The sequence below is a fragment of the Shewanella sp. 8A genome (assembly GCF_023475945.1).
In the GTDB taxonomy this organism is placed as follows: domain Bacteria; phylum Pseudomonadota; class Gammaproteobacteria; order Enterobacterales; family Shewanellaceae; genus Shewanella; species Shewanella xiamenensis.
Window position 1 is genome coordinate 132,432 of the sequence record NZ_JAMDJP010000003.1, and the last position, 24,735, is coordinate 157,166.

Genomic DNA, 24,735 nt, shown 5'->3' on the forward strand with positions numbered 1-24,735 from the left:
GCTAAGTGCTTATTTTAGAACCCATCTTACACTTCCAGCGGTGGGTTCTAGCCGCCTTCCATGATGGATGTTATCATTTGCAAAGGAAATTAGAGTAACTACTCTAGAGGTGTTAATGAAACTATCACGTTTGGCATGGCTGTGTTTATTGCCTTTGCCCTCACTATTGCCGTTAGCGGCCTATGCCCAGCCCAGTAGCTTTACTGAGGCTTGGCAGCAAGTGCTTAAGGTGAGCGATAAACTCCAGGCTCAATCCCAAGAGGTGAATCGCGCCAAGGGCGAGCAAGAGGCGGGCGAAAGTTTAAATCTGCCGTCCCTCAGTCTGAATGGCAGTTATACCCACCTCGAAAAACCAATTGAATTAGATTTAAGGGATCTCAATCCCTTAGCCTCGCTTGACCCCGCGACCTTGCCACCCGCACTTGGCGGTGCACTGGCGAGTATTCCGGGTTCATTATTTGTCACGCCCTTTACCGAGCAAGATATTTTCCGCGCCAGCTTACAGGCGATGTGGCCGATTTATACCGGCGGCCAGATCACCGCGGCTCAAGGCATTCATGCCGCTATGGTGGCCGAGAAACAACAGGAATTACAGTTAGCAACCCGCGACTTATTCACTCAGTTGGTTGACCGTTATTATGCCGTCGATGTGACTCAATCCCTTGTCAGCACCCAAACTGAGCTGGTGGCCTCCTTAACTAAGCACGTTGACCATGCGCTGGCGCTGGAGCGCGAAGGGCAAATCGCTAAGGTCGAGCGCCTGAATGCTCAAGTGGCTTTAGACAACGCGAAGGTCAATTTAGGCAGCGCCCGCCGCCAGCATGAAATGGCCGTTATCGCCCTATCGCGTATGTTGCAACGAAGTGATGTCAGTACTAACTCGCCGCTATTTGTGCTGCCACAGGCGCCGTCATTGGGGGACTTGACCCAAATGACCTTAAATCAACACCCGGCGCTTAAGCTACTTGAGGCTAAAGAGGCGCAGGCGAATGGTTTGGTTTCCTTAGAGAAAGGTAAATATCACCCGACTGTGTTTCTCTTTGGTAATTACACCTTATACGAAGATGACAGCTTGTTTTCTAAGGTAGAACCGGACTGGATGGTCGGTGTCGGTGTAAAAGTGCCCTTGCTGAGCCGCGATGGCCGCAGCGGTAAAGTGGAAGCGGCTAAGAGTGCCTTGCTGCAAGCCCGTTACACTAAGGCGCAGACACGCCAAGACTTAAGTTTGCTGCTCGACCAAAGTTACCGCCAGTTATTACAGGCCGAAGAAGAGTTCAAGGCCCTGAATACCTCACTCGAACTGGCCACTGAGAACCTGCGTTTAAGGGAAATCGCCTTTAATCAAGGGCTTTCAACGTCTATTGATAGGGTCGATGCCGAATTAAAACTGAGCGCCGTTAAAACTCAGCAGCTTGGTGCCAGTTATCGCTATGTGCAAGCCTATGCCAGATTAATGGCCATCAGTGGTCAATTAGATGAATTTATCGGTCGCAGTGCCACAGGCACTCAATCGCAGGAGACTATCAATGCGCGCTAACAGAATTCTTGCTCTCACGGCGTTGGTCGCATTAGGCCTTATTTTAGCCTATGGGCTCAAACTGGCTTATAGCCCAAAGCCGAGTGTGTTGCAGGGGCAGATTGAAGCCCGCGAATATAACGTATCCTCTAAGGTGCCAGGACGGGTCGAGCAAGTGCTTGTGCGCCGTGGTGATAGTGTCAATGAAGGTGATTTGTTATTTGCTATCCACAGCCCTGAGCTAGATGCCAAGTTGATGCAGGCCGAAGGTGGCCGTGATGCAGCCAAGGCCTTGCAACAAGAGGCAAATAATGGTGCCCGTAGCCAAGAAGTGATGGCGGCTAAGGAACAATGGCTCAAGGCGCAAGCGGCGGCAACACTGGCAAAAACTACCTATACCCGCGTAGAAAACTTATTTGCCGAAGGTGTTGCCGCACGGCAAAAACGCGATGAAGCCTTTACCCAGTGGCAAGCGACAAAATACACAGAACAAGCGGCGTTAGCCATGTATCAAATGGCTGAAGAAGGCGCGCGGGTCGAAACCAAAGCTGCTGCTGCGGGGAATGCGCGTATGGCCGAAGGCGCGGTGAAAGAAGTCAGTGCCATTATGGCTGATAGCCAAATGCGTGCGCCTAAATCTGGGGAAATTAGCGAAGTATTATTGCAAGCAGGTGAACTGGCGCCGAGTGGTTTCCCTGTGGTGAGTCTGATTGATATGCAGGACGCTTGGGCGGTACTCCAAGTACGTGAAGATCAACTAAAGCGTTTTAAAAAGGGCGATAAACTGCAATTAACACTGCCAGCGCTGGATAAAACGGTAGAGTTTACTGTCTCCCATATCAGTGTGATGGGGGATTTTGCGACTTGGCGTTCGACCGAAAGCGGCCACGATTTTGATATGCGCACCTTTGAGGTTGAATTACGCCCAACGGCGCCAATTGCTGATCTGCGCGTCGGTATGTCTGTGCTGCTTAGTGCAGAGTAACGACTGTGACCAAGTTATCGAGCGAGCCTAAGCCATTGAGCGAGCATGGCACTAACGCCAATGCGACAGAGTCTGCCTCCGTAGGCTTTATGGCGTTGTTCATGGCATTGGTGCGCCGCGAGCTTAAGGCGCTATGGCGCGATCCTTGGCAACTAGCCCTTATCAGTTACATTCCGCTGCTGGGGATTTTGTGCCTGTGGTGGTTATTTAGTGCGGGTTTACCGCGGCAGTTACCCGTGGCGATTGTTGATCAAGACCATAGCCAACTCAGCCGGATGCTGACCCGTCAACTCAAAGCCAATCCTGTGACCGATCCCCAGAGTTTTACCGATCTCTCCTCGGCCGTCGAGGCTATGCAGCAGGCGCAGGTCTATGCGGTGGTAGTATTTCCCTATGATATGAAAAAGGATTTGCTTACCGGCCATACACCCACAATCGATGTGCGCTACAACAGCCAGTTTTTGCTGGTGGGTAAGCTGTTGTCGAGTCAAATTCAGTTGAGTCTCGGCGATGGGTTGTTGCAGGTCGCAGGCCTTAAGCAACTGATGACGGGCACGCCAAAATCACAAGTGGCGGTGAATTTAAGCCCGGTCAAAAGCCAGACCACGGCATTGTTTAATCGTAACAATAACTATATTGGCTTTTTAGTGCCGCCGGTATTGGTAGCCCTTTGGCAGTTGTTATCTATGCTGGTGATGGCTAACAGCTTAAATCGCGAGTTACACCTTAATGCCGCGCAGTCAGAGGAGGGGATCTCCAATCAATTGACCGAGCATTTTTGGCCTAAGGTGTTGGCTAAGATCCTGTTGTTTACCCCTATCTTGATGTTACAGGGTGGGTTTATCCTCGCTTGGTTGTATTTGTATCTGGCCCTGCCTTTTGCGGGTAGTATAGCGCTGCTGCTGTTTGCCCAGTTGATCATGTTGTTGGCGGTTTGGAGTTTGGTGTTACTGGTGTTTGTGCTGATGCGTGATAGCGCGCGGGTCATCAGTTTTTGTACCGCATTATTCGCACCAGCCTTTGCCTTTATGGGGATCACTTTCCCTACCCACGAAATGCCACAACTTGCCCAGTGGTGGCGGCTCATTATGCCATCGAGCCATTATATTGAGTCCCATGTGAGTGTGGTCAGTTACGGTGCTACTTGGTCAACGATGGCGCAGCAATTGAGTAGTTATTGGGGATTTATTTGCCTGCTCCCCGTGATTTATGCCTTGGCGAGCAAACTACTGCCGATAACGGTAACCCCCAATTCGGTAGCGGCTGACACCGATGCATCTCTATCAGTGAAGGGGCAATAACATGAATTTATGGCAGTTAGTGCTCACTGAATTAAAGGCGATTGTTAGCGATAAGGCTATCGCTGTGACCCTATTTGGCGGTGTGCTGTTTTATTCGGTGCTCTATCCCTTGCCTTATTTGCACCAAGTCCCAACAGAACAGCAGCTTATCGTGGTGGATTTAGACCATTCTTCCCTGAGTCGTCAACTTATTCGCCATGCGGATGCCAGTGCAAAAATCCAAGTGATAGGCCAAGTCGGCTCTATCTCCGAGGCGAAACGCTTTATCGAAACCGGTAAGGCGCACGGTTTATTGGTGATCCCCGAAGGATTTCGCCGCGATTTGTTGCTCGGTAAGGGCGTAACCTTAAGCTACGGCGGTGATGCCAGTTACTTCTTGATTTACTCTGCTGTGGCCGAAGGTCTTGTCAGTGCGGGGATGGATGCCGGTAAACAAATTCAATGGATTGGCATGCTCGCCCAGGGGAAAAATCCTAAAGAGGCCGAGCAGAACCTCAACTCGCTGCACTTAAATAGTGTTCCTGCGTTTAACCCAAGCCTAGGTTATACACCTTATGTCGTCCCGGGATTATTTTTACTGATCCTGCATCAAACACTGCTGATCGGTACTGGCATTTTAGGTGCAGGCCAGTGGCGTCATCAGGGTTATTGGCAGCAGGTGTCGCCACTGCAATTGGTTTGTGGTCGAATTTTAGCCTTTATGCTGATTTATACTCTGTTTACCAGCTTTTATGTGGGCTATTGCTACCACTGGTATAACGTCAGTATTCAAGCGCGCTTTGGCCTGGTCGCACTGTGGCTATTACCGTTTTTACTGGCGACGGCGGCGGCTGGAGTCGCAATGAGCACCTTGTTTACCCGCCGCGATTTGCCTACTCAAGTATTGCTATTAATTTCAATGCCAATCCTGTTTGTCTCAGGCTTTGTCTGGCCGATTGCCTTAATCCCTGAGCCGCTTGTGCTGGGCTCGCAGATGATCCCTGCCGTTCCGGCCATTATGGGCATGTTAGAACTCAATCAAATGGGCGCTAGCTGGGCGAGCGTGTTACCAAAGTGGTTACAGCTTTGGGGCTTGTTTGCGGTATTTTTTGGCTTAGCTCTCTTAGGTATTCACCGCCGGGCGCGGGCTTGGGTTTAGCTTGTGAACTGGTGGCGAGAGTGTGCTTAGGAAGATTTTTAAGGGCGAAATTTTACTTTGGTATTGAATTGCTTGTGAGATGAATCCAAAGATTTGCCCTTTGGCATCACAAGATGCCGCAGGGCTTGTTGTCAAAGTAATATGACCGCAACGCGAGTATTAATGCTTAGTCCACGCATCTTGCCAAGCGCTGCCAGTGCCTGGGGCATAGTAAGGCGCTGAGCCGCTACACCATCCGCTGTTTGGCCAAGGTCGGCATTGGTAAACGCCACCTGCGTTGGTAACAATATCACCGGCTTGGTATTGGGTACCTGCACTGTATGCTGGGCATTCTCCGGGCTCGATACCGCCGTCATCTGCAACTAAGGACAGGGCAAACTGTTGTTTGAGGCTGTTATCTTTGTTGCTGATGATGAGCTGATAAGCTCCTGCGTCGAGTGATGCTCCCTGCAATACCATGGCGCCATTACCATTAATGTTAGCTGTGCTGCTCGCGTGGATGCGCTCATCCTGCACAAGGCTAGCCGTTAATTCCATCGCTTGATTGGTATTGACGTTAAAGTTAATGCTAACTTGCCCTTGGGTGAGTGGGTAGCTCGAGGCTAAACCGCTTATCGTAAAGTTCGGCGTGATAACCGGAGGCAAGCCTGAATCGCAATCACTGTCACCTTGGGATTTCCACACGCCCCATTGACCAGCTAAGTCTGGTTGCTCACCTTGAGTCCACCAACCCGCTAACCAGATTTTGCCTGCGTAGCTAACCGTATCACCGCCTAAGTAAATCTTGCTTGGATTCCATAAATTTTCGCACACTGCACCTTGCTCTTTGACGGTTACGATACGCACTGCGCGGGATTGCTCGCCAGCACTGTCAGTTACGCTGTAGACCAGCTCATATTGGCCGATACGGTCGCTATTGACTTCACCTTCAATACGGATGCTATGGGTCAGATCGCCATCTTCGGCATCGGTGGCGCTAACGCCTGCCATTGGATCGAAGGGGGCTGAGACTGTGATGCTAGTATTATGGATGCCACTCAACTCAGGTTTAGTGTTATACACCTCAACAGTGCGTACTTGCTCCGTAGTGTTGTTATCTGAATCGGTGACTTTATACGTTAGTGGATAAAGGCCAAGTTGCTGAGTATTCACATCACCAGTCACTTGGATGTCGGCCGTCAGATCTTTATCTTCGGCATCATAGGCGCTAACGCCATCCAGTGGATTAAATACGCCACCTAATTTGACCCGAACATGGCCTAGGCCGCTGAAAATGGGTTTGCCGTTTTCTGGTTCTGGTGGGGTAATGTCTTGATTGTGGATGAAGGGCCCGTACGCCTTAATAAATGATTCATTATAGGCTTGGCCTGCAGCATTTTTCCCCATATCCCAGTTGATCGACCATGTCATTACGCCACGGAGTGGCTGCCCTTGATTTTTTAATTGTTCGAATGCGGCAAACAGTTTTTGTGGATCGCTCACATAGCCTGTGGCTGCCGCATCAATATTAGTCGGGATGCCAAAGACCAGTTTGTCATGGGGAATTTTTGTGAACCCATGGCTGCCATTGGCGAGTGCATTAGCGATATGGTAGATAAACTCTTGTTTTAAATTGTCATTATTTTGCGCAATCCAGCCTATACCATCGATATAAATACCATCGCCACCTTGGTTATAAAATTGCGGGTTAATCCAATCGTAATAGCCCTCAAGGGCGTTGATATAAGGTACATATTTCCCGCCGGTGGTGAGGTAGGGGAATTCAGGCGCCATAGTGATTAAAAAGTTTTTCTGCTGCTTACGGTAATGATCTTTAACGATCCTTAGCGCCGCGGGAATGACGATTTGATTGTCTGCAGCGGTGACTGCGGCTTGTTCGAGGTCGATATCAAGCCCATCAAAGCCATATTTTTCAACTAACCGAATGATTTCATTTGCCAGATCTTGCTCTTGGCCATTGCGCAGTTCAATGTGAGCATCCGCGCCACCTAAGGCGATTAATACTGCTCGGCCTTGACGATTGAGCTCACTAATTTGATCAATAAATTGTGCCTCAGTTAACCCAATTGCGGGGTCGAGTTTGAAGGTCGGAATGCTGCCGTTGGCACCATAGCTTTTCATAAATGAAACATCGACAACATTATATTGAGGGTTCACCTGCGCCAAGCTAACACATGGAGCTACGCCACCTTTATAACCTGCGCCATCACACCAGTTATGCCAGTATCCCACGACGACGCCAGCTTGAGGGTTAACCATCATTGAACCCTGTGCACTTGCAGGGGAGGCTAATACTGCGGTGGTGAGTGCTATGCAACCAAACAGGGTATTGAATTTAAAAGATTTCATTGAGTCTTGCCTTTTTTAACGATAAAAAATTAACCAAAATAATCTAAAGTCTTAATTTCTGTTTAGATGGGTAAAAATCAGTATTAACTTTGACATATTGGTGGTTTAAGTGAACTTTTATTGATTTATTATATTTGCTTACCTTATGGTTATTATGCATAAAATCTTTAAAGTTTATATAAAAAATGATTTTGTAGTTTATTTTATTTGAAGCTCGCATTTATCTGTCATTTGTTTGGCGGTGTCAATTTTGTGGTTAATGTGACTTTTAGCCTTTAGTGGCAACAATGTGATTTAGCAAAGACGTGAAAAAGCCAATTTTTGAGACAAAGATTAGGACTGTGAAGCAAACGAAGGTTTTTTGCTTGTTTTCCAGCTTGTTTAAGGCGAAAATGCGCGCCGAAAAAATAACCGAGGTATTCAGTGCCTCGGTTATTTTCTTTTTGAATATATGGGTTTTAAACCAATAGAGGCCGGTAAACATCCGGAAATGATACGAGGTTCGCTTGAACCTACTTTACTGAGGACAATTCAATGGGGCTGTTGTTTACCGGATTTTCGGTCATTGCCGTCAATCAAGATGTCGCGTTAGTCATTCCACCGACTGCACTCGGAGGTGGTATATGAGCCAACAAAAACCGGGCTTAAAGCAAAGCCTTAATCTATGGCAAGTGGTTGTGATGGGGCTCGCTTACCTCACGCCTATGGCCGTGTTTGACACCTTCGGAATTGTCTCTGAGATCACCTCTGGCCACGTGGCCACCTCTTACTTGCTCGCATTAGCGGGTATCCTGTTTACCGCTTTTAGCTACGGTCATTTAGTGCGTAAATATCCCTATGCGGGGTCGGCTTATACCTATGCCCAAAAAACCTTTAGCCCAAATGTCGGTTTTATGGTGGGTTGGTCATCGCTACTCGATTACATGTTTATGCCGATGATCAACATGCTATTGGCCAAAATCTACCTTACTGCCATGTTCCCCAACGTGGAGCCTTGGATTTTCATCTTTGGTTTAGTCACCGTCATGACGGTACTCAACCTGAGAGGCATTGATTTAGTTGCGAATTTTAATGGCGTTATCGTATTTGCTCAGATAGCCATTATCTTAGTCTTCATCGGTTTAATGGCCCATAGCTTGTCCCTTGGCGAAGGTGAAGGAGTGATTGCCAGCGTGCGTCCATTCTATTCGGAGCAGATAACCTTAGCGCCGCTCTTTACCGGTGCAACCATTCTGTGTTTCTCCTTCTTAGGCTTTGATGGCTTAAGTTCATTGAGTGAAGAAACCAAGGACGCTAAGCGAGTGATCCCCCGCGCCATTGTACTGACAGCGCTGATTGGCGGGGTGATTTTTGTGAGCGTGTCCTATTTCTTACAACTCTATTTCCCTGATATTTCTCGCTTCCAGCAGTTAGACGCTGTGCTGCCTGAGATTGCCCTGTATGTGGGTGGTAATTTATTCCAGTCTATCGTGCTGGTGGCGACAACGATTGCGGTGCTAGCATCGGGCATGGCGGCTCATGCGGGGGTGGCGCGCATCCTCTATGTGATGGGGCGCGACAATATGCTGCCCAATAAAGGTTTTGGTTATGTTCACCCTAAATGGCGTACTCCGGCATTTAACGTGATTCTGGTGGGGTTACTGGCGCTTTCGGCGGTGTCATTTGATTTAGAAATGGCCTTGGCTTTGGTCAATTTCGGCGCCTTAGTGGCTTTTACCTTCGTTAACCTGTCGGTGATAGTGCAGTTTTATATTAAAGAAAAACGTAATCAATCCCTTAAGGAACATTTGCAGTATTTCATCTTGCCCCTGTGTGGTGCGGCGACCATTGGCGTGCTGTGGATAAACCTCGAGCCTCAGTCCTTAGAACTTGGCTTAATTTGGGGAGCTGTAGGGATGTTGTATTTGGCGCTGCGCAGCCTACGTTTGCGCAAAGCGGTAGAGTTGCAGAGTTAACTAAGGTATTGACTCATAAAGTAACAGCACTGAGGTATGCTAATGTCGTTTGCTTAAGAGTGAACGACATTTTTTTACGCCGACTGGAGACGCCATGTTGTTCGTTTGCAAAACTCGTGGATAAAATTTTCCCAGTTTTGTTGACCCATAGAAAGCAAGGTTAGAGACATTAACTTTTGCTAAATCGCGCCTAGCGCCTAAGGCAATATTCCGAAGTGCGGGGATTGGGGCGTGTTGACTTTCAGGGTTATTTTGCAGCCATATGCTGGCCAAGAGGGTGTTCTGGCAAGCTCTTACTCTTACTTTTAATCATAAGAGCCGCCCGTCATTTGAGTTGAATAACGGTGTGTTATCCCTCGCTTCGCGAGCTAGAGCTTGCTTGAACAGTAAAATGTAATCTCAAAAACTCAACACGCTAGTCTTGGATTTCGCTGCGTAAATATTTAAACAGCTCTTTTGAGTATTTAGACTCAGGACCTTTCGCCAGCTCTTTGGTTGCTTGGCGCACTAAGGTACGCAGTTTTTGTCTATCCAACTGTGGGTAATGTTCCACTAAGGTTTGGATTTCACCGTCGCCTTGGGTGAGTAAACGCTCACGCATTTTCTCGAACATTTGCAACTTGGCGGTTTCGTTGCTGTTTTTGTTAAGCACGACCGCGAGCGACGCCTTGATAGGTTCAATATCGACGTTACGCATCAGCTTGCCGATATACTGCATATGGCGGCGATAGGCTTCGGTCTTTGGCTTAATCTTATGAGCTTGCTGAATGCTGTCGTACAAGTGCTCGTCCAGCTCGATTTTATCTAGCTGGGTTTTGCTGAGTGAGACCAGTTCCATACCGACTTTTTGAGCCGCTTCGCAGTCACGCTTATCCTCAGTTTTACTGACATAATCGTCGTTACTGTCATAGGGCTGTTTAAAATGTTCTGAATCACCAACAATCTTCATATAGATAAAACCTCAGTTAAATAACGCGCTAATAATAACATCTCCCGCCAAAATTCGCCTAGCTAAAGCGCGATTCAATCAGTAAAGCGCGCAATAAATAATGAGAATGGGATAGGTGTTTGTTATGCTAGCGGCATTGCCTATAACGAAAGAGTTGCTTTGTGTCTTTGAACAGAATCGATAGTGAATTGACCGCGCTGAAAGATGCGGTTGCTGTGGCCCTCGAATATGCGAATAAATTAGGGACAAATGCCGCTGAAGTGGCGATCAGTAAACAACAGGGATTATCGGTTTCAACCCGTTTAAAGGAAGTTGAAACGGTAGAGTTTAATAAAGATGGCGCCCTCGGTATTACGGTTTATCGCGATGGTTGCAAGGGCAGTTCATCTACCTCAGATCTCAGTCCTGAAGCCATTGCTCTTGCGGTTAAAGCGGCAGATGATATCGCCCGTTACACCTCGGCCGACCCGTTTAGCGGTTTAGCCGATAAAGCCTTAATGGCGACCGAGATCCGCGATCTTAAACTCTATTATCCTGAAGATATTTCCCCCGACGAATTAGCCCAATTGGCCATTCGCGCCGAAACCGCAGCGCTCGATGCCGATCCGCGCATCAATAATTCTGATGGCGCCAGCGCAAACGCCCATACGTCGGTTAAGGTTTACGGTAATAGCCACGGCTTCTTAAATGGCTATTGCAGCTCGCGCTATAGCTTAAGTTGCAGCGTGATCGGTGAAGACAGTGACGGCAACATGCAGCGGGATTACGATTACACTATCGCCCGTAAATTCAATGAGATGCTTTCACCTGAATTGGTGGGGCTAAAAACCGCCGAGAAAACCGTGAGCCGTTTAGGGGCACGTAAGATTGCCACCACCCGTTTGCCAATATTACTGGCGCCAGAGATTGCGACTGGCTTAATCGGCCATTTGATTGGTGCCATCAGTGGCGGTAGTTTGTATCGTAAATCAAGTTTCTTACTCGATGCCATTCACACCCAAATCTTCCCTGACTGGTTCAGCATTGAAGAGCAGCCGCATCTATTAGGCGCACTCGCCAGTGCCAACTACGATAGCGAAGGCGTGGCGACCCAAGATAGACGCATCATCGATCGCGGCATATTAGAAACCTATTTACTAACCAGTTATTCGGCGCGCAAATTGAGCCTACCTAACACAGGTCATGCGGGCGGGATTTACAACTGGACCCTAGCGCACACTGGTCAAAGTTTTGATGAGTTAGTCAAAGGCATGGGCACGGGCTTGATTGTCACTGAAGTGATGGGCCAAGGCGTGAATATGGTGACGGGGGATTATTCCCGTGGCGCCGCTGGTTTTTATGTCGAAAATGGTGAAATCCAGTTCCCCGTTGAAGAAATTACCATTGCTGGCAATCTTAAGGATATGTTCCGTGGGATTCAGGCGGTCAGTAAAGACTTCGATTTACGTTCGTCTATCCGTACTGGCGGGATTTTATTATCCGAGATGAAAGTCGCGGGTAACTAACTATCGGCGCATAACGGTCAAGTCAATCGAAAAACAAAAGGGCAAATGCAGCTGCATTTGCCCTTTTTGATTTAATTGCTCCATCCTAAATAGCCTTGCCACTTGTTAGCGGCGGTGCTCATTAGAATTTGTAGCTGGCGCCTAATTCAAATGAGCGACCCGAGCCTGCGACTTGGCTAAAGCCACCCGTGCTATCGGCCTTAAATTCGGCAAGGTTGACACCACCCAGTGGCAGTTCGTAGTAAGTATCAAACAGGTTGTTGATTGCAAAAGTTAAACTCAGTTCTTGCCATTTGATACTGCTGCTTAGATTTAACAGCGAATAGCTGTCGGTCTCATTTTCTAAACGGCGATCATCGACCTTATCCTTAGTCGCTACCCATTGCCACGACAGGCGATTTTCCCAATCACCCAGTTGATGGCTAAGGGCTAACTCGGTTTGTAGCGGTTTGATTTGATAAAGCGGCTCGTTACCCTCATCGCGCTCACCACGGGTGATATCGAGCTTACCCTGCATCTGCCATTTACCGCTGTCGGTATTGGCTAATAGGTAGACCGCACTAAACTTCGCGCCATATAAATTGGCATCTTCGTTGGTGAATTTAAGGATATTGCGTTTACCACTGGCAAGGCCAGTACGGTTAAAGCTGCCAATCACCTCGGCATCAATATAGTCTGTCACTGCGCTATACCAAGCCGTGGTAGAGAATTGCCATTCATCGCCATTAAACTTGTAGGCCGCGCTCAGAGTATGCGCCGTTTCGGGCTTAAGATCGGGGTTGCCGACATAGCCGTTACCGTCGCCATACCAGCCAATCATAGTGGTTGCCATCACGCCGCGGCCCCAGCTGTAACGCTCGTACAGGTTTGGTGCGCGGTTTTTACGGGCTAAGCCAAATTCCAATTGTTGTTTGGCCGATAGCTGATAACGCGCTAGCAGCGTAGCATCGATAAGGTTATCGTCACGGCTTCTATCCATGGCATTAAAGGCTTTTGCCGCCTCGGCATCCACATTGGGCATGCCCATCATTGGCATATTGCTGTAAGCCTGCACTTCGCCCGTATCTGTGGTGACATATTCATAACGCACCCCAGCAGACAACCACCAGAGTGGCGTGAGGTTTTGCTGCCACTCGCCATAAACTGCGGCGCGGCGGCGTTCACCGTCGTTGATATTGATATAGTCATTGGGTGCCATCATAGTGCCGGGCACAGCTGGCCAAGTATCATCGAGTTGATAGTTATAAAATTCCTGACCTAGGAGTAGCGTGCTGTTATCGCCCATGGGTAAGCGCCAATACAGTTGATAGCTGTAATCGCTACCCTCTGTATTCATTGGCATTTTGCCGGTTTTTTCTGGGGTGAAGAAGCCCATTTCATGCTTCACACTGTGCCAGTTTAACTGGGCGCTAAACTCACCATCGTTGTCTAAATCCCGCAGATAGCGGACTAGGGCGCCATAACTCTTGTTATCCGTCATATCCATGTATTGGTTTGGGAAACCTTGGAACGGGATAGCCTGGTGCGTTAGCTTAACCGCCAGTTGTTGTGTGTCATCGCGCCATGCCGCGGTTAAGGCGTGGTTTTGGGCGCGATAGAGGGTATCGAGCACTTTATCGCCGTGACCATCGTGGTAGCTATTGGCATCTTCATAGGCGCCTTGATAGCTGAAACTTAAGTCCTTACTGGCAATCCCTGCCTTAGCGCCGAGTAGGAATGCATCGCTGGTGCTGCGGTATCCCGATGAGATTTCACCGCTTTCAAAGCTGAGGTTTTCGCTGTCGTTAAACTTTGGATTGAGGCTATTAACCTTAATCACTCCGGCGATATTGTCACCGCCCGCACTGACAGGGGACACGCCCGCGACCACTTCTACCGAGCTGATTTGGTTAGCGGAAACGTAGGAAAGTGGTGGGTTCATTTGGTTGGCACAGGAGGCGGTGATATCCGCACCATCGACTAACACTTTAATGCGATCGCCCATCATGCCATTGAGCACAGGTAAGGCGGAAACGCCGCCCGCTTCGGAGAAATCGACGCCTTGATCTTTTAGCAAAGCATCGGCCGAGCCTAAGGCATTACGGCCAATACTCTGTTGGCCATGGACTTGAATACGTTCAATTTGAGTTTGATTTGTCTCGTCGGCCATGGCCTGTGAGGCAACTGAAGCGCCTAATGCTAAGGTCAGCGCGCTGGCGATTGCGGAGCATTTAAAGCCGTGGGGGATAGTTGAAGCGTTTGCAGCCATCTTATTGTCTTCCATTCACTTAGATAAATTGCGCTGCATTATAAAGATCATCTAAGTGTGACAAGTGCGGCATATTGTCGCAGAGCTTATAAAGATAAAGCTGAAATAGCGGCCTGAAGTTCTCGCTAGCGCCAAGATGAGGATAAGCTAGCGCCAAGGTGAGGATAATAAGCGGCGTTGTTTAACGCGCCCTAGGATTAACCGAAGTGATTAAAGTAGATCCGCTGGGTTTCCCCTTCTGCATCCATCGCGGCGAGTGCTTTGGCAAATTCATAGGCCTTTGAATCTTCAGCGAGTACGCTTGGGCTGTTATTCGGACTTAAGGGAAGATCGGCGCGATAGTTAGGGTTATGTTGCCCACGAAAATGGCGGCTTTTTTTCGAAAATCCCAGATACATAGCTTGAGGTTGCTGGCAGCAATTAGGGTGTAGCTTAAATTGGCTTGTATCTCGATTTTTAAGGTAATAACTGATGGTTGCTTGATCGTAGATAAAAAAGTCCCCTTGGCCACTAATAAGGTAATCTAAGGCCTTAGGTACATTGAGTTCAGGTGGTTTACGGACCGACATGGTTTCGGATATGCCATTAAAGTCGTAGCTGCCCGGGGCAATTAATAGCGTCATACCGCTCTGTGATAACTGCTCTAATGAACCAACATTTGCCGCACCCGCTCGGCTAATTCCAATAATGCGCTCCGACAGACCGTTAGGAATAAAATAGGTAAATTGGGCACGTTCTTCACTAAAATGCAGCCCAGGATAAAAATCGATATTTCCGAGTTTGAGATCCCGCAAAATACGCAGTTTAGGTGCTCGAATTACCCGTAGTTTACATCCCACTCTTTCGGCCGCGACTTGGTAAATATCGTAGTAAAACCCTTGGTTATTAGGTTCCTGTTCGATAAAGGGGCGGCGTTCACTGGTGCGATAGCCCATGCTAATAACACACTCAGAGCTTGAAAAAGCCTGCGCTAGGCTGGGGGATAGGATGAGTAATAGGCAAAGTAGGCTCAGTAATGGCCGATAAATCACTGCAAACGGCAAAATTAATCACTCCCTATCCTGTGATTACAAAGAGTAATCGTATCGCTAAATAGCGACTTAAAATGAAGGCTTGTTAGCCTAATGTATTATTTTTGTTGGATTAATCTATCATACTTTTTGATAATAAAAAGAGCGATTCTTTGCGGTTTTGCACAAACTCTGTACATCTTTTTAGATTGGTTTATAGTGTCGCCGCTGGCTGAGAATGATTAACTTGGCCCTTGACCAATATAGGATGAATTGAGGATTAATTGAGGAGTCCCTATGACTAAGATAAATGTGGCAAAAGTAACAGCCCAGAGTGTGCAAGAGCATGAAAATGGTCGCGGCACCATTACAGACAATGCACTTAAGGCGCTGGTGACCAGTCCGTTATTTCGGATGCGTACCGAAAAGCCGAAAAAGGGCAAAGGGTCTTACAATCGTAAAGCAGCAAACCGAAAGGGGTATCAGCACAGGGGCGATACCCCTTTCGACTTTATGGGGATGATGTTTTAACGTTTTTGCCGCGTTAGTCCTGATCATTTAATCCCTGCTAGACTCCTCCCTCACATTGCCTTGCGATTTCCTTTTCAATCCCTTTTGTCGCACTATCTAGCCTTCAACTATTGAGAGTTAACCTTCACCTATTGAGAGGATTCGCCAGATTTTGGCCATAAAAAAACGAGCCACAATTGAGACTGTGACTCGTCTTATTAAAACTTGAATGATTTGAAGGCTTAAGCCTCGACTTCATCCTCTGCATCGGCATCCACTAACTCGGCCCACAGATCGTGCTCGTCCGAGTGAGTGATCACGGCGCGAACTAACATGCCGGGTTCGAGTTCAGTTTCACCGTTGATAAATACCATGCCGTCGATTTCTGGGGCATCGGCGAAGCTGCGGCCAATGGCGCCTTCTTCGTCAACATCATCGATCAGAATATCCATAGTACGGCCAACGAAACGCGCTAAACGCTCAGCGCTGATCTCGGCTTGGACTTCCATAAATCTGTGGTATCTGTCTTCTTTGACGTCTTCGCTGATAAGCTCGGCGATAGTGTTGGCGACTGCGCCTTCCACTTCTGAGTACTTGAAGCAGCCAACGCGGTCGAGGCGCGCTTCACGCAGGAAGTCGAGCAGCATTTCGAAGTCTTCTTCGGTTTCGCCAGGGAAGCCCACGATAAAGGTTGAGCGGATCACCAAATCTGGGCAGATTTCGCGCCAACGTTGGATGGCTTCTAACTGACGGTCAACACGGCCTGGGCGTTTCATCATCTTCAGGATGCGTGGGCTGGCGTGCTGCATTGGAATGTCTAAGTAAGGCAGAATTAAACCTTCGGCCATTAATGGGATCAGATCGTCAACCCATGGGTATGGGTAGATGTAGTGTAAGCGTACCCATGCGCCCATCTTGCCCAGTTGGCGAGCAAGGCTGGTGATGTCTTGCTTAACTGGCATACCGTTCCAAAAATCGGTGCGGCCGCCCTTGTCTTTACCATAGGCAGAGGTGTCTTGGCTCACCACAAGGATTTCTTGTACGCCAGCTTCAACTAAACGTTTGGCCTCATCTAATACGCTACCTGCGCCGCGGCTATCTAAATCGCCCCGCAGTGCAGGGATGATGCAGAAGGTACAACGGTTGTCGCAACCTTCTGAAATTTTTAAGTAAGCGTAATGTTTAGGCGTTAACTTAACCCCAGTTTGTGGGATTAACGAGGTAAATGGGTTGTGCTCTGGTTTTGGCACGTACTTGTGTACATGCTTTAACACGGCTTCGTAGCTGTGTGGGCCAGTAATTTCGAGCACATCTGGGTGCACTTCACGGATTTGGTTTTCTTTAGCGCCTAAACAGCCCGTTACGATTACTTTGCCGTTTTCTTCTAGGGCTTCGCGCACCGCATCTAAGGATTCTTCAACCGCAGCATCAATAAAACCACAGGTGTTAACGATTACCAGATCGGCATTGTCGTAGCTGTTGGTGACTTCATAGCCGTCGATGCGTAACTGGGTCAGAATGCGCTCTGAGTCCACGAGGTTTTTTGGACAACCTAAAGACACAAAACCGATGCGATTGCCTGTGGCAGCATTGCCCGTATTAACAGAGTCAGCACTGGCGGCTTCCAATGTTTTGGCAGGGGTCTCAAGCGTGGTAGTTTGCTTAGGATGAAAAGTTTCAACTGTCATGGTGTCTCGCTGATGCTGATAAAAGAGCGCCGTAAAAAGAGCGCGGATTATACCTGAAGTGATTAAAAGGTACAGTGTCTTTGGGTGAAAAGTGTACAGCTAAGAGCGCGTTTCTACCAGTTAGGGACTGACTGGCTCGTATGCGTGCTCGTATAGGAAGTCACTACAGCAGCTTGAGTGCTTGTGGGTGAGGATTTTAGCGATAGGCTGATAAGTTTTGCCAATTTAAAAAGTTTTAAAAAAATTAACCCTTTTTATGTTTACCCGCGTTTATAGGGATAGTTTGTATGATTCGTTTGTATGGCTAGCAGATGGCGAGTCACACTTTTAGCTGATAGCCATCGCATTAGAATCAAGGCAGTCTCGCCTTAAATGATTTAGTTGGAGTTAATAATGAAGCATTCTCTTTTAGCTGTATTAGTGGCTGGTGGTCTTTTCTCTGGTGTATTTACTGCCACCGCAGTGGCTGCGGATGTGGACTTTCCCCATATCGAAACCATGGGCGTAAGCCAAATTCAAGTCGAGCCGGATATGGCTGAGCTTAATGTCGAAGTGGCTGTCACCGAGAAAGACGCTAAGGCGGCTAAAGATAACTCGGATGCGGCGGTGGCGAAATTTATCGCCCGTTTGACGGCCGCGGGGATTACTAAAGAGCAGATCCAAAGCGCCAACTTAAATCTGCAACCCCAATATGTGTATGCGCAGGATAAAGCACCTGAGCTAACTGGTTACACCGCGAGTCGCCAAGTCACTGTGACTATTAACGATTTGGCACGTTTAAATACGATTTTAGACTCCGCCTTGGAGGAGGGGATCAACAGGGTTAATAATATCGCCCTTAAATCGAGCAAAGAGGCCGAGTATGTGGCCAAGGCGCGCCAAGCGGCGATTGTCGATGCCAAACAAAAAGCAGAATCCTTAGCCAAGGGATTTGGGGAAAACCTAGGCAAGATTTGGCAAATTCGTTATTACGATCAACGCCCAGTGCAACCGGTGATGTTACGTATGAATGCTAAGGCCGATGCTATGGGCGCCGCCGAAAGCTATCAATATGGCCAAGTGACTATCGAAGACAGAGTCGAAGTGGTTTATAAACTCAAATAAGTCATAACGAGATGCAATGGATGAGGATTCTTTGGCTCATCCATTGCTGTTATGGGTCGCGATCGGTTAATTCTGAGTCAACATATTTACAATATTGCATGTTTTATCAGAGCAAAGGCACTAAACGCTGGCAAAATTAGCGATTTATCCCCACACTGAGAGAGGATAAGGTTATGGAGACCTATGATGGATTTTCCCTCTCGAATCAAGCAACAAACCTGTTTGGACTGTTTAAGTGGTAAGTCACTCGGATTTGAAATTCGTATGGCATTTCAGCCCATTATCGATTGGCCAAATCAGCAGATTTACGGTTATGAAGCCCTAGTGCGCGGCCCAAATGGCGAAGGTGCTGCTTGGGTGTTTGAGCGAATAAACGAAAACAATAAGTACTACTTTGATCAGGCTTGTCGGGTCAAAGCCATTGAAACCGCCGCTAAGCTTGGCCTTGATAAAATATTAAGTATCAACTTTTTACCTAATGCGGTTTATAACCCTGAAACCTGTATCCGCGCCTCGATTGAAGCCGCCGACCTCTTTGGTTTTAATATTCATAACATCATGTTTGAAGTCACTGAGGGTGAGCAAATTGTCGATAGAGCCAAATTGATCCGTATCTTTGACAGCTACGCTAAACGGGGATTTATCACCGCCATCGACGACTTTGGCAGTGGTTTCGCTGATTTGAGTTGGTTGGAGTTTTTGCGCCCTCAGGTATTAAAACTCGATATGGAGTTAATCAGGAATATCCATTTAGATAAACAAAAACAGTTTGTTATCGATGAAGTGCTCGGGATTTGTCGCACGCTTAACACTCAGGTGTTGGCCGAAGGGGTCGAGAGTAAAGCGGAGTTAGACTATCTTGTTGGCCGTGGTATTAATTATTTTCAAGGTTACTACTTCGCCAAACCCCAACTCGAGTATTTAACTACCTTTGACGCCTTAGATTGTTATGCTGCGCTGTAGCATTGTTTTATTGAATTAATGTGCTCCAAGTGCCTTGCACTCAGATTGGTTGTGGAATTGTGTGTATCGGTTCTGGGCTAACTGATATATCATGCGCCACCCTTAATTGCCCATGCCTTCTCTTCGCTGCTATGTCTTCTAACGCGCTTTATACCGATCTATCCGGTTATTACGATTTAATGTGCTCCGATATTAACTATCAACAACAGAGTGCGAGCATCCATCGATTGCATCAGTTCTTAGGGAATAATGGTAAACAACACCTTGATTTAGCCTGTGGCACTGGCCCACATGTACGGCATTTTATCGACCTTGGTTATCAGTGTAGTGGCCTAGATATTAATCAGCCGATGCTCGATATGGCCATGCGTCGTTGCCCTGAGGCCCAGTTTAATCTGCAAGATATGACGGCCTTTTATCTTGAGCAGCCAGTGGATTTAATTACCTGTTTTTTATATTCCATCCATTACAGTGCGGACATAGAGCGCCTAAAAAGTTGTATCGCCAGTGTGCACAGTGCCCTGAATGACGGCGGGATATTTTGTTTTAACTCGGTTGATAAGCACCGCATCGATAACCGCTTATCGATTAAGCATTTTGCCGAGTTTGAGGGACACCATTTTGCCTTTGAATCTGGCTGGCATTACAGTGGTCAGGGCGAAAACCAGTCATTAAACCTGAGTATTGCAAAGCGTCAGCAGCCTTTTACTCAACAGGCTGATGTAGACGCCGATGCTGATACATCTGCGCATCAGACTGAGTTATGGCAAGACCAACATACTATGGTCGCCACCAGTTTTGCGGAGCTGCAAGCCTTACTCGCGCCGTATTTTGAAGTGCATATCTTTGAACACGATTATGAAAAAATCGTCCCATGGGATTTAAGCTCAGGTAATGCGCTGTTTGTCTGTGTGAAGATTTAACCTTGGGTTGAAGGTGTGGCAACTTGGCGGTTAGCTTTGGCTGCTCTGATTTACACCCATATCCATCTTTGCCTCTCACAATTTTCCTGTGAGTAACTGTTAATTTAATTGCGGCCTAACGGCCGAGGTGAATCAAAGTCGTGGGGCTTCAACCCTCATGCTGTTTAGCACAATGCTATATTAATTGCGGTCTTACGGCCGAAGTGAATCAAAGTCGTGGGGCTTCACCCCACACCCGACCAAGGAGGACTGCTCGTCCTATCCTCCTTGGATGCTCCAAGACGCCCCTAGCGAAGTTACATGCATTAGTTACTGGCTTCGTGCTTATTCGAAAATCGCTAACGCTTCCGATGGGGCGTCCCTTCCCCCCGAAAGCTACACAGACGTCCTGTCTGCGTCACGCGATTTTCTTCAACGCCCTTCAGCAACTTCGCAGGGGATGGTGAACTCCTGATACTGACGTGTTCGCTGTCAATCCCAAAAGAGTTATGCATGTCCCATCTTTCAGCATCAACTACTTTGGCATAGCCAATCCTTACCAAGGGGGGGGGGCGATTTAGACCACTGGATCCGACGTCGAGTACGTATTTGCTACTGGCGTCAATGGCGAAAGCCACGGACTAAGGTACAAAACTTACTCAAACGTGGCGTCAGGATCCAAGCGGCCGTTGCTTGTGGAATTACAAGCAAAGGGCAGTGGCGAAGCTCGAAAACACCAGGAATACAGCAAGCGCTGAGTAATGAGTATCTTAAGAAAGCAGGATTGTATTCACTGAAAGATGGATCGCGGTTCACTATCCGAACCAGAAAACAGGTTAGGCGTTCTAAATGAAGCGCCCTGTGCGGAGCCGCATGCAGGGTGGTGTGGGGGCTGGAGGCTAGCTACCTCCGGCTACCCGATTATGCTAACTTATTCATAACGTGCTGTTGTACTTGAAATCTGAGGAACTGCTCCTGGATTTTTAACTCTTTCACTAGCTAGAAATGCCAACGATTCATCACGATTTAATCTACGAGTCTGTAACATTGCCGATAAAGTGCCTGTGATTTCATAAACGCCACAGTGAGCACATTCATAACGAATTGCATCGCCAAACTGTGGCCCCTCGGATGCTTCAGCCCCGCAAATAACACAAATTAAGGTTGGCATTTAGTACTTACCCTCAGCAATCAACTTACCATCTAATGAATATTTACGGAAACCCGCATCTGTAGTTAAAGAATTTAAACTTGTACAATCCCAGCGTTCAATTCTTGCAACCAACTGACCATTTTCATCTAGCTGCTCATACTCCCAGTATTCATTTTGAGCCATAGTCCCTTTTTGACGAAAGCTTGTTTGCTTTAATTCATGGCTATCTGGAATACCCAAAGTCTTCTTTAATGTCATAAACATCCCCCTTTCAATTAACCGTAATTTGTATATGGGTACTGAGTGGGGAAATTTCAAGGAAACATAACCCGTGCTTAGGAGCCGCAGTTTAGCGCAGCGGAACAGAACAGAGGTCCCTGCGCAGCGACTACAGCACCTTGTTATGTTTTTTGATTAAAATGTCTACTTCGTGGAGCAATTTCTCTTGAACAGCCTCCAAATTCCGAATTTCATCATTTAAAGTACCAAGTACTTCTCGAACGTTCGCAGCGTGGCCTTCATGGGTAAGTACAAGATTGAAATGTCCACCGGACATACCATTAGTCATTACGGATGTTTTGTAATCGTATTTTGCACTCAACTTGGTATTAATCATTGCCAGCTTGATATTGATAGTTTGAATCTCGGAAGAAATTTTTGCCGATTCAGCTTGTTCTTTTTGTGAGGCGCTGCTTTCTTCTAACGCCTTTCTAGTTTCGTGCAGCTCTTCTTTTTGGATAAGAACGGATTTGGTCAACCAATAAAATGCAAATAGAGCGACAATAGGATTAAGGATTCCACCAACATAATCACCGAATGCCCCCCAAATTGAGGGGTCAACTGATAGGGATTGACTATTAATCAAGTAAAACCATAAAAAATAAATAAGTGGAAGCAGTATCAGTAAAACAACCATTAACCATCGACTGGCAGATACTGCTTTTTCAAGACTCTTTAGATCCATTCACGCTCACTCGTAAAACATAACGCCTGTAGCACCGGAACAAATTTTGTGCATGCGAAGCCGGAGCAAAAGTTTTTTCCGAGTGCCTACACTTGTTAGGCGATTTTCAAAATTCATCTACATCACCGCCGCTTTCATGATAATTGTTGTGTAGGTCATAACATATTTGGACAAAAAGTTCTGATATCCACCATTCTTCTATCTCACTGAACTGACTAATGGATTGAAGCCCCTCAAGGCCTTGTGATATACCGTCTGTTAAGTCATGAAATGACCGAGATGCCTGCTGATATAGCCTGACTAACTCATCTATAGGAGGCTCATAAGCAATTTGATGAGCAAATTTATTTCTTAGTCTGTTAATAGCGACTAATACAGATTTCTGCCCTTCATCGATTGAGCCTAAATCATAAGCAAGCTTAATAAGGTTCGCATGTGTCAAGTCATTGGATATGCGAGTCAATTTTTTATCGTAAATTTCAATATTCTTGCGCAATAAGAACTCAATCGCCAAATGTCCACTTAGAAAATATGAAACCAATGTGTCTGGTCCGACAGCTTTCTGATAAAGGTCTGTAAAACTATCCATATTCGCCTAACAGTGTATTACCCGCACTTCCAATAAAACCCAAACCGTATAGAGTTGTACATTGGAATGATACGAATAAATAATTAAATAATGCCAATAAGTTAGCATCAACCCCAGTATGCTATCAATATTTTTATCCAGAAAAATCGAGACCTTATTTACCGAGAAGCATTTTGGCGCGGTAAAAAATAAATCAGGAAAAAAATAAATCAGGCCACCCAAGATAAAACAAGAAAGAATTTAACTAGCCACCCATTATTAAATTTGCAAAGTGTATGCTTGTAAAAAGGCTTACAGATTACTGAAGAGTTGGTTGAATTAAGCATTGGCATGTAAGTGACCGTTGACGGCATGGATGCCGTCGTCGAGCCCTCATGGACGAGTTCACGGCGTGTCACTGGAATGACAGTGCTTAATTATCAGCGTTGTATTGATTAAGTGTTTAAATGACTCAAACAAAAAAGGCGCCTAAGCGCCTTTTCTACATTCTGAGGTTAAGGAAAAACTCCCTACCTCATCGAAATCTGATTAAACAATCAGATCATACTCTTCCCGTAGGATCTTAATAATATCTGCCTTTGGATTCGCTGGCAGCGGGATTGCCGCGCCAGTCACTTTCTCGGCGATGCCGGTGTAAGTGCGCGACACTTGCATCATGGCCTCTAATGGCAGGGCATTATCGCGGGCGAGGGCTTCGCGTTCTGGCATTCTGTCCTTGTTAAGCAGAATATCCGGATCGGGGAAGTGGTTCAGCAGGAACTGACGGAAGCCTTCCTTAGAGTTTTCAAGGATTTTACCATCGCGGTAGGCGGCTCCGTCCCAAATACGGGATGAATCGGGGGTGCCCACTTCATCCATATAGATCAGTTTTGAGTTGCCGTTTTTATCGGTCACATAACCAAACTCGAACTTGGTATCCACAAACACTTGGTCAAGGTCGGCCAGAGCTTTAGCGATCACCTTAAAGCCATCTTTTAACAGCTTCTCGTACAGGTCGATATCTTCTACCTTTTCAAAACCAAAGGCTTGGTAGTTGGCTTCGATATCGCTGCGGCTGATGTTCACATCATCCTGCGCGGGCACACCTGGGATACCAGTTAAAATACCTTTGGTCGAAGGGGTGATCAGCAAATCTGGCAGCTTTTGATCTTTCTCTAAGCCTTCTGGCAGGGTGATACCGCAGAATACGCGTTCGCCCTTAGAGTAGGCGCGCCACATGGAGCCGGTAATGTATTGGCGGCAAATGGCTTCAACTTTAATTGGGCGGGCTTTTTGGACTATCCAAACGAAGGGATGCGGAATATCTAAAATATGGCTGTCGGCTAAACCATTTTCGGCAAATAGCTTAAACCAATGATTAGAAATGGCATTTAATGCCGCGCCTTTACCTGGGATGCCTTTTAATCCGCCTTCACCGTGGAAGATGCAGTCGAAGGCGGAGATGCGATCGCTAATTACCATAATGGCAAGCGGCGTATCTTCGGGCACATTGTAGCCCTTGGTTTTGATTAAACGGCGGCTGTCGGCGTCGGTTAGCCAGTAAACGCTACGTACCTTGCCGCTATGAACTGGGCTATCGGTGCGGATGGGCAAATCGTTGTTTACGGCTAATACGGAATCAGCAAGACTCATGACGAGTATTCCTTTGGATAGAGAGTGTAGGGACGAGTTTTTTATTCGTTGCGGTGTGCTTAAGCATAAGATGCTTAGCCACCTTTTTATTATTGACCAATAGCTTATTGCTCAGTTTGCGTAAAGCCTTGGTGAAGGTTAAGCGTAAAGCGAATAGTGGATTTTCGGGCGATGGGGAGAATAACGTTTGTCTAGATATGGGGTGAAAATGAAACGCAGAGCAAGGTTGGCGCCAGAGTAATACTGGTCTGCTCAAGCGGGGAAACCCCGTGCC

General features: G+C 47.1%; 20 protein-coding genes. 10 read left to right on the forward strand and 10 right to left on the reverse strand.

Going from position 1 to position 24,735, the window contains the following annotated elements; all coding sequences use genetic code 11:
- The first annotated feature begins 115 nt into the window (after positions 1–115).
- The 4 genes from M0413_RS03375 to M0413_RS03390 all read left to right on the forward strand — a co-directional run bounded on the left by M0413_RS03375 (position 116) and on the right by M0413_RS03390 (position 4,940).
- On the forward strand, positions 116–1,537 hold the full coding sequence (locus M0413_RS03375) for a TolC family protein (RefSeq protein ID WP_037422462.1): 1,422 nt from the start codon (positions 116–118) through the stop codon (positions 1,535–1,537).
- Complete coding sequence (locus tag M0413_RS03380) at positions 1,527–2,501, forward strand: HlyD family secretion protein (RefSeq protein WP_249553188.1); 975 nt, start codon at positions 1,527–1,529, stop codon at positions 2,499–2,501. Before M0413_RS03375 ends, M0413_RS03380 begins: the two co-directional genes overlap by 11 nt.
- Positions 2,502–2,590: 89 nt before the next feature.
- Complete coding sequence (locus M0413_RS03385; protein ID WP_249553223.1) at positions 2,591–3,802, forward strand: ABC transporter permease; 1,212 nt, start codon at positions 2,591–2,593, stop codon at positions 3,800–3,802.
- A 1-nt stretch (position 3,803) separates the two neighbouring features.
- Positions 3,804–4,940, forward strand: coding sequence for an ABC transporter permease (locus tag M0413_RS03390; protein ID WP_249553190.1), 1,137 nt, complete (start codon positions 3,804–3,806; stop codon positions 4,938–4,940).
- A 159-nt stretch (positions 4,941–5,099) separates the two neighbouring features.
- On the opposite strand, the gene M0413_RS03395 is transcribed toward M0413_RS03390, so the two are convergent.
- Positions 5,100–7,289 (reverse strand): immunoglobulin-like domain-containing protein, encoded by a 2,190-nt coding sequence (locus tag M0413_RS03395; protein ID WP_249553191.1) that lies wholly within the window; start codon positions 7,287–7,289, stop codon positions 5,100–5,102.
- 623 nt (positions 7,290–7,912) lie between these two features.
- On the opposite strand from M0413_RS03395, the gene M0413_RS03400 reads away from it, so the two are divergent.
- Complete coding sequence (locus M0413_RS03400) at positions 7,913–9,244, forward strand: APC family permease (protein WP_037422470.1); 1,332 nt, start codon at positions 7,913–7,915, stop codon at positions 9,242–9,244.
- Positions 9,245–9,659: 415 nt separating this feature from the next.
- On the opposite strand, the gene yjgA is transcribed toward M0413_RS03400, so the two are convergent.
- Positions 9,660–10,193 (reverse strand): ribosome biogenesis factor YjgA, encoded by a 534-nt coding sequence (yjgA, locus tag M0413_RS03405; protein WP_249553193.1) that lies wholly within the window; start codon positions 10,191–10,193, stop codon positions 9,660–9,662.
- Positions 10,194–10,354: 161 nt separating this feature from the next.
- Between yjgA and pmbA the strand changes: the two genes are divergently transcribed.
- On the forward strand, positions 10,355–11,698 hold the full coding sequence (gene pmbA, locus M0413_RS03410; protein ID WP_099457381.1) for a metalloprotease PmbA: 1,344 nt from the start codon (positions 10,355–10,357) through the stop codon (positions 11,696–11,698).
- A gap of 121 nt (positions 11,699–11,819) precedes the next feature.
- On the opposite strand, the gene M0413_RS03415 is transcribed toward pmbA, so the two are convergent.
- Together M0413_RS03415 and M0413_RS03420 are read right to left on the reverse strand one after the other, a co-directional pair.
- Positions 11,820–13,961, reverse strand: coding sequence for a TonB-dependent receptor plug domain-containing protein (locus tag M0413_RS03415; RefSeq protein WP_413739666.1), 2,142 nt, complete (start codon positions 13,959–13,961; stop codon positions 11,820–11,822).
- Between the two features lie 182 nt (positions 13,962–14,143).
- Positions 14,144–14,989, reverse strand: coding sequence for a substrate-binding periplasmic protein (locus M0413_RS03420; protein ID WP_037422483.1), 846 nt, complete (start codon positions 14,987–14,989; stop codon positions 14,144–14,146).
- A 264-nt stretch (positions 14,990–15,253) separates the two neighbouring features.
- On the opposite strand from M0413_RS03420, the gene M0413_RS03425 reads away from it, so the two are divergent.
- Entirely contained in the window at positions 15,254–15,487 is a 234-nt protein-coding gene (locus M0413_RS03425; RefSeq protein ID WP_088586631.1) for a ribosome alternative rescue factor ArfA, read from the forward strand.
- A gap of 221 nt (positions 15,488–15,708) precedes the next feature.
- Here the strand turns inward: M0413_RS03425 and rimO are convergent, their stop codons facing one another.
- Positions 15,709–17,154, reverse strand: a complete 1,446-nt coding sequence (gene rimO, locus M0413_RS03430; RefSeq protein WP_037422487.1) for a 30S ribosomal protein S12 methylthiotransferase RimO — start codon at positions 17,152–17,154, stop codon at positions 15,709–15,711.
- A 393-nt stretch (positions 17,155–17,547) separates the two neighbouring features.
- Here rimO and M0413_RS03435 point away from each other — a divergent pair, with 393 nt between their 5' ends.
- From M0413_RS03435 to M0413_RS03445, 3 genes are all read left to right on the forward strand, one after another.
- Positions 17,548–18,258, forward strand: a complete 711-nt coding sequence (locus M0413_RS03435) for an oxidative stress defense protein (RefSeq protein WP_037422489.1) — start codon at positions 17,548–17,550, stop codon at positions 18,256–18,258.
- A 186-nt stretch (positions 18,259–18,444) separates the two neighbouring features.
- Complete coding sequence (locus tag M0413_RS03440; protein WP_249553224.1) at positions 18,445–19,221, forward strand: EAL domain-containing protein; 777 nt, start codon at positions 18,445–18,447, stop codon at positions 19,219–19,221.
- A 131-nt stretch (positions 19,222–19,352) separates the two neighbouring features.
- Complete coding sequence (locus M0413_RS03445) at positions 19,353–20,144, forward strand: class I SAM-dependent DNA methyltransferase (protein ID WP_218678301.1); 792 nt, start codon at positions 19,353–19,355, stop codon at positions 20,142–20,144.
- 910 nt (positions 20,145–21,054) lie between these two features.
- Here M0413_RS03445 and M0413_RS03455 read toward each other — a convergent pair.
- From M0413_RS03455 to M0413_RS03475, 5 genes are all read right to left on the reverse strand, one after another.
- A complete protein-coding gene (locus M0413_RS03455; protein WP_139062844.1) occupies positions 21,055–21,294 on the reverse strand; it encodes a hypothetical protein in 240 nt (79 codons plus the stop codon).
- Positions 21,295–21,534 (reverse strand): hypothetical protein, encoded by a 240-nt coding sequence (locus tag M0413_RS03460; protein WP_001985524.1) that lies wholly within the window; start codon positions 21,532–21,534, stop codon positions 21,295–21,297.
- Positions 21,535–21,664: 130 nt separating this feature from the next.
- Positions 21,665–22,240 carry a hypothetical protein gene (locus M0413_RS03465; protein WP_144344838.1) on the reverse strand — a complete coding sequence of 192 codons (576 nt, stop codon included), beginning with the start codon at positions 22,238–22,240 and terminating at the stop codon, positions 21,665–21,667.
- A 106-nt stretch (positions 22,241–22,346) separates the two neighbouring features.
- Entirely contained in the window at positions 22,347–22,829 is a 483-nt protein-coding gene (locus M0413_RS03470) for a hypothetical protein (RefSeq protein ID WP_144344839.1), read from the reverse strand.
- 528 nt (positions 22,830–23,357) lie between these two features.
- Positions 23,358–24,461, reverse strand: a complete 1,104-nt coding sequence (locus M0413_RS03475) for a phosphoribosylaminoimidazolesuccinocarboxamide synthase (RefSeq protein ID WP_037422501.1) — start codon at positions 24,459–24,461, stop codon at positions 23,358–23,360.
- Positions 24,462–24,735: the final 274 nt, after the last annotated feature.

Coding starts and splice junctions, on each gene's coding strand:
- M0413_RS03425 (WP_088586631.1), top strand. CDS start 15,254: ATGACTAAGATAAATGTGGCAAAAGTAACAGCCCAGAGTGTGCAAGAG.
- M0413_RS03380 (WP_249553188.1), top strand. CDS start 1,527: ATGCGCGCTAACAGAATTCTTGCTCTCACGGCGTTGGTCGCATTAGGC.
- M0413_RS03375 (WP_037422462.1), top strand. CDS start 116: ATGAAACTATCACGTTTGGCATGGCTGTGTTTATTGCCTTTGCCCTCA.
- M0413_RS03395 (WP_249553191.1), bottom strand. CDS start 7,289: ATGAAATCTTTTAAATTCAATACCCTGTTTGGTTGCATAGCACTCACC.
- M0413_RS03455 (WP_139062844.1), bottom strand. CDS start 21,294: ATGCCAACCTTAATTTGTGTTATTTGCGGGGCTGAAGCATCCGAGGGG.
- M0413_RS03460 (WP_001985524.1), bottom strand. CDS start 21,534: ATGACATTAAAGAAGACTTTGGGTATTCCAGATAGCCATGAATTAAAG.
- M0413_RS03445 (WP_218678301.1), top strand. CDS start 19,353: ATGTCTTCTAACGCGCTTTATACCGATCTATCCGGTTATTACGATTTA.
- M0413_RS03385 (WP_249553223.1), top strand. CDS start 2,591: ATGGCGTTGTTCATGGCATTGGTGCGCCGCGAGCTTAAGGCGCTATGG.
- M0413_RS03465 (WP_144344838.1), bottom strand. CDS start 22,240: ATGGATCTAAAGAGTCTTGAAAAAGCAGTATCTGCCAGTCGATGGTTA.
- yjgA (WP_249553193.1), bottom strand. CDS start 10,193: ATGAAGATTGTTGGTGATTCAGAACATTTTAAACAGCCCTATGACAGT.
- M0413_RS03470 (WP_144344839.1), bottom strand. CDS start 22,829: ATGGATAGTTTTACAGACCTTTATCAGAAAGCTGTCGGACCAGACACA.
- M0413_RS03415 (WP_413739666.1), bottom strand. CDS start 13,961: ATGGAAGACAATAAGATGGCTGCAAACGCTTCAACTATCCCCCACGGC.
- M0413_RS03440 (WP_249553224.1), top strand. CDS start 18,445: ATGGATTTTCCCTCTCGAATCAAGCAACAAACCTGTTTGGACTGTTTA.
- M0413_RS03390 (WP_249553190.1), top strand. CDS start 3,804: ATGAATTTATGGCAGTTAGTGCTCACTGAATTAAAGGCGATTGTTAGC.
- M0413_RS03435 (WP_037422489.1), top strand. CDS start 17,548: ATGAAGCATTCTCTTTTAGCTGTATTAGTGGCTGGTGGTCTTTTCTCT.
- M0413_RS03400 (WP_037422470.1), top strand. CDS start 7,913: ATGAGCCAACAAAAACCGGGCTTAAAGCAAAGCCTTAATCTATGGCAA.
- M0413_RS03475 (WP_037422501.1), bottom strand. CDS start 24,461: ATGAGTCTTGCTGATTCCGTATTAGCCGTAAACAACGATTTGCCCATC.
- rimO (WP_037422487.1), bottom strand. CDS start 17,154: ATGACAGTTGAAACTTTTCATCCTAAGCAAACTACCACGCTTGAGACC.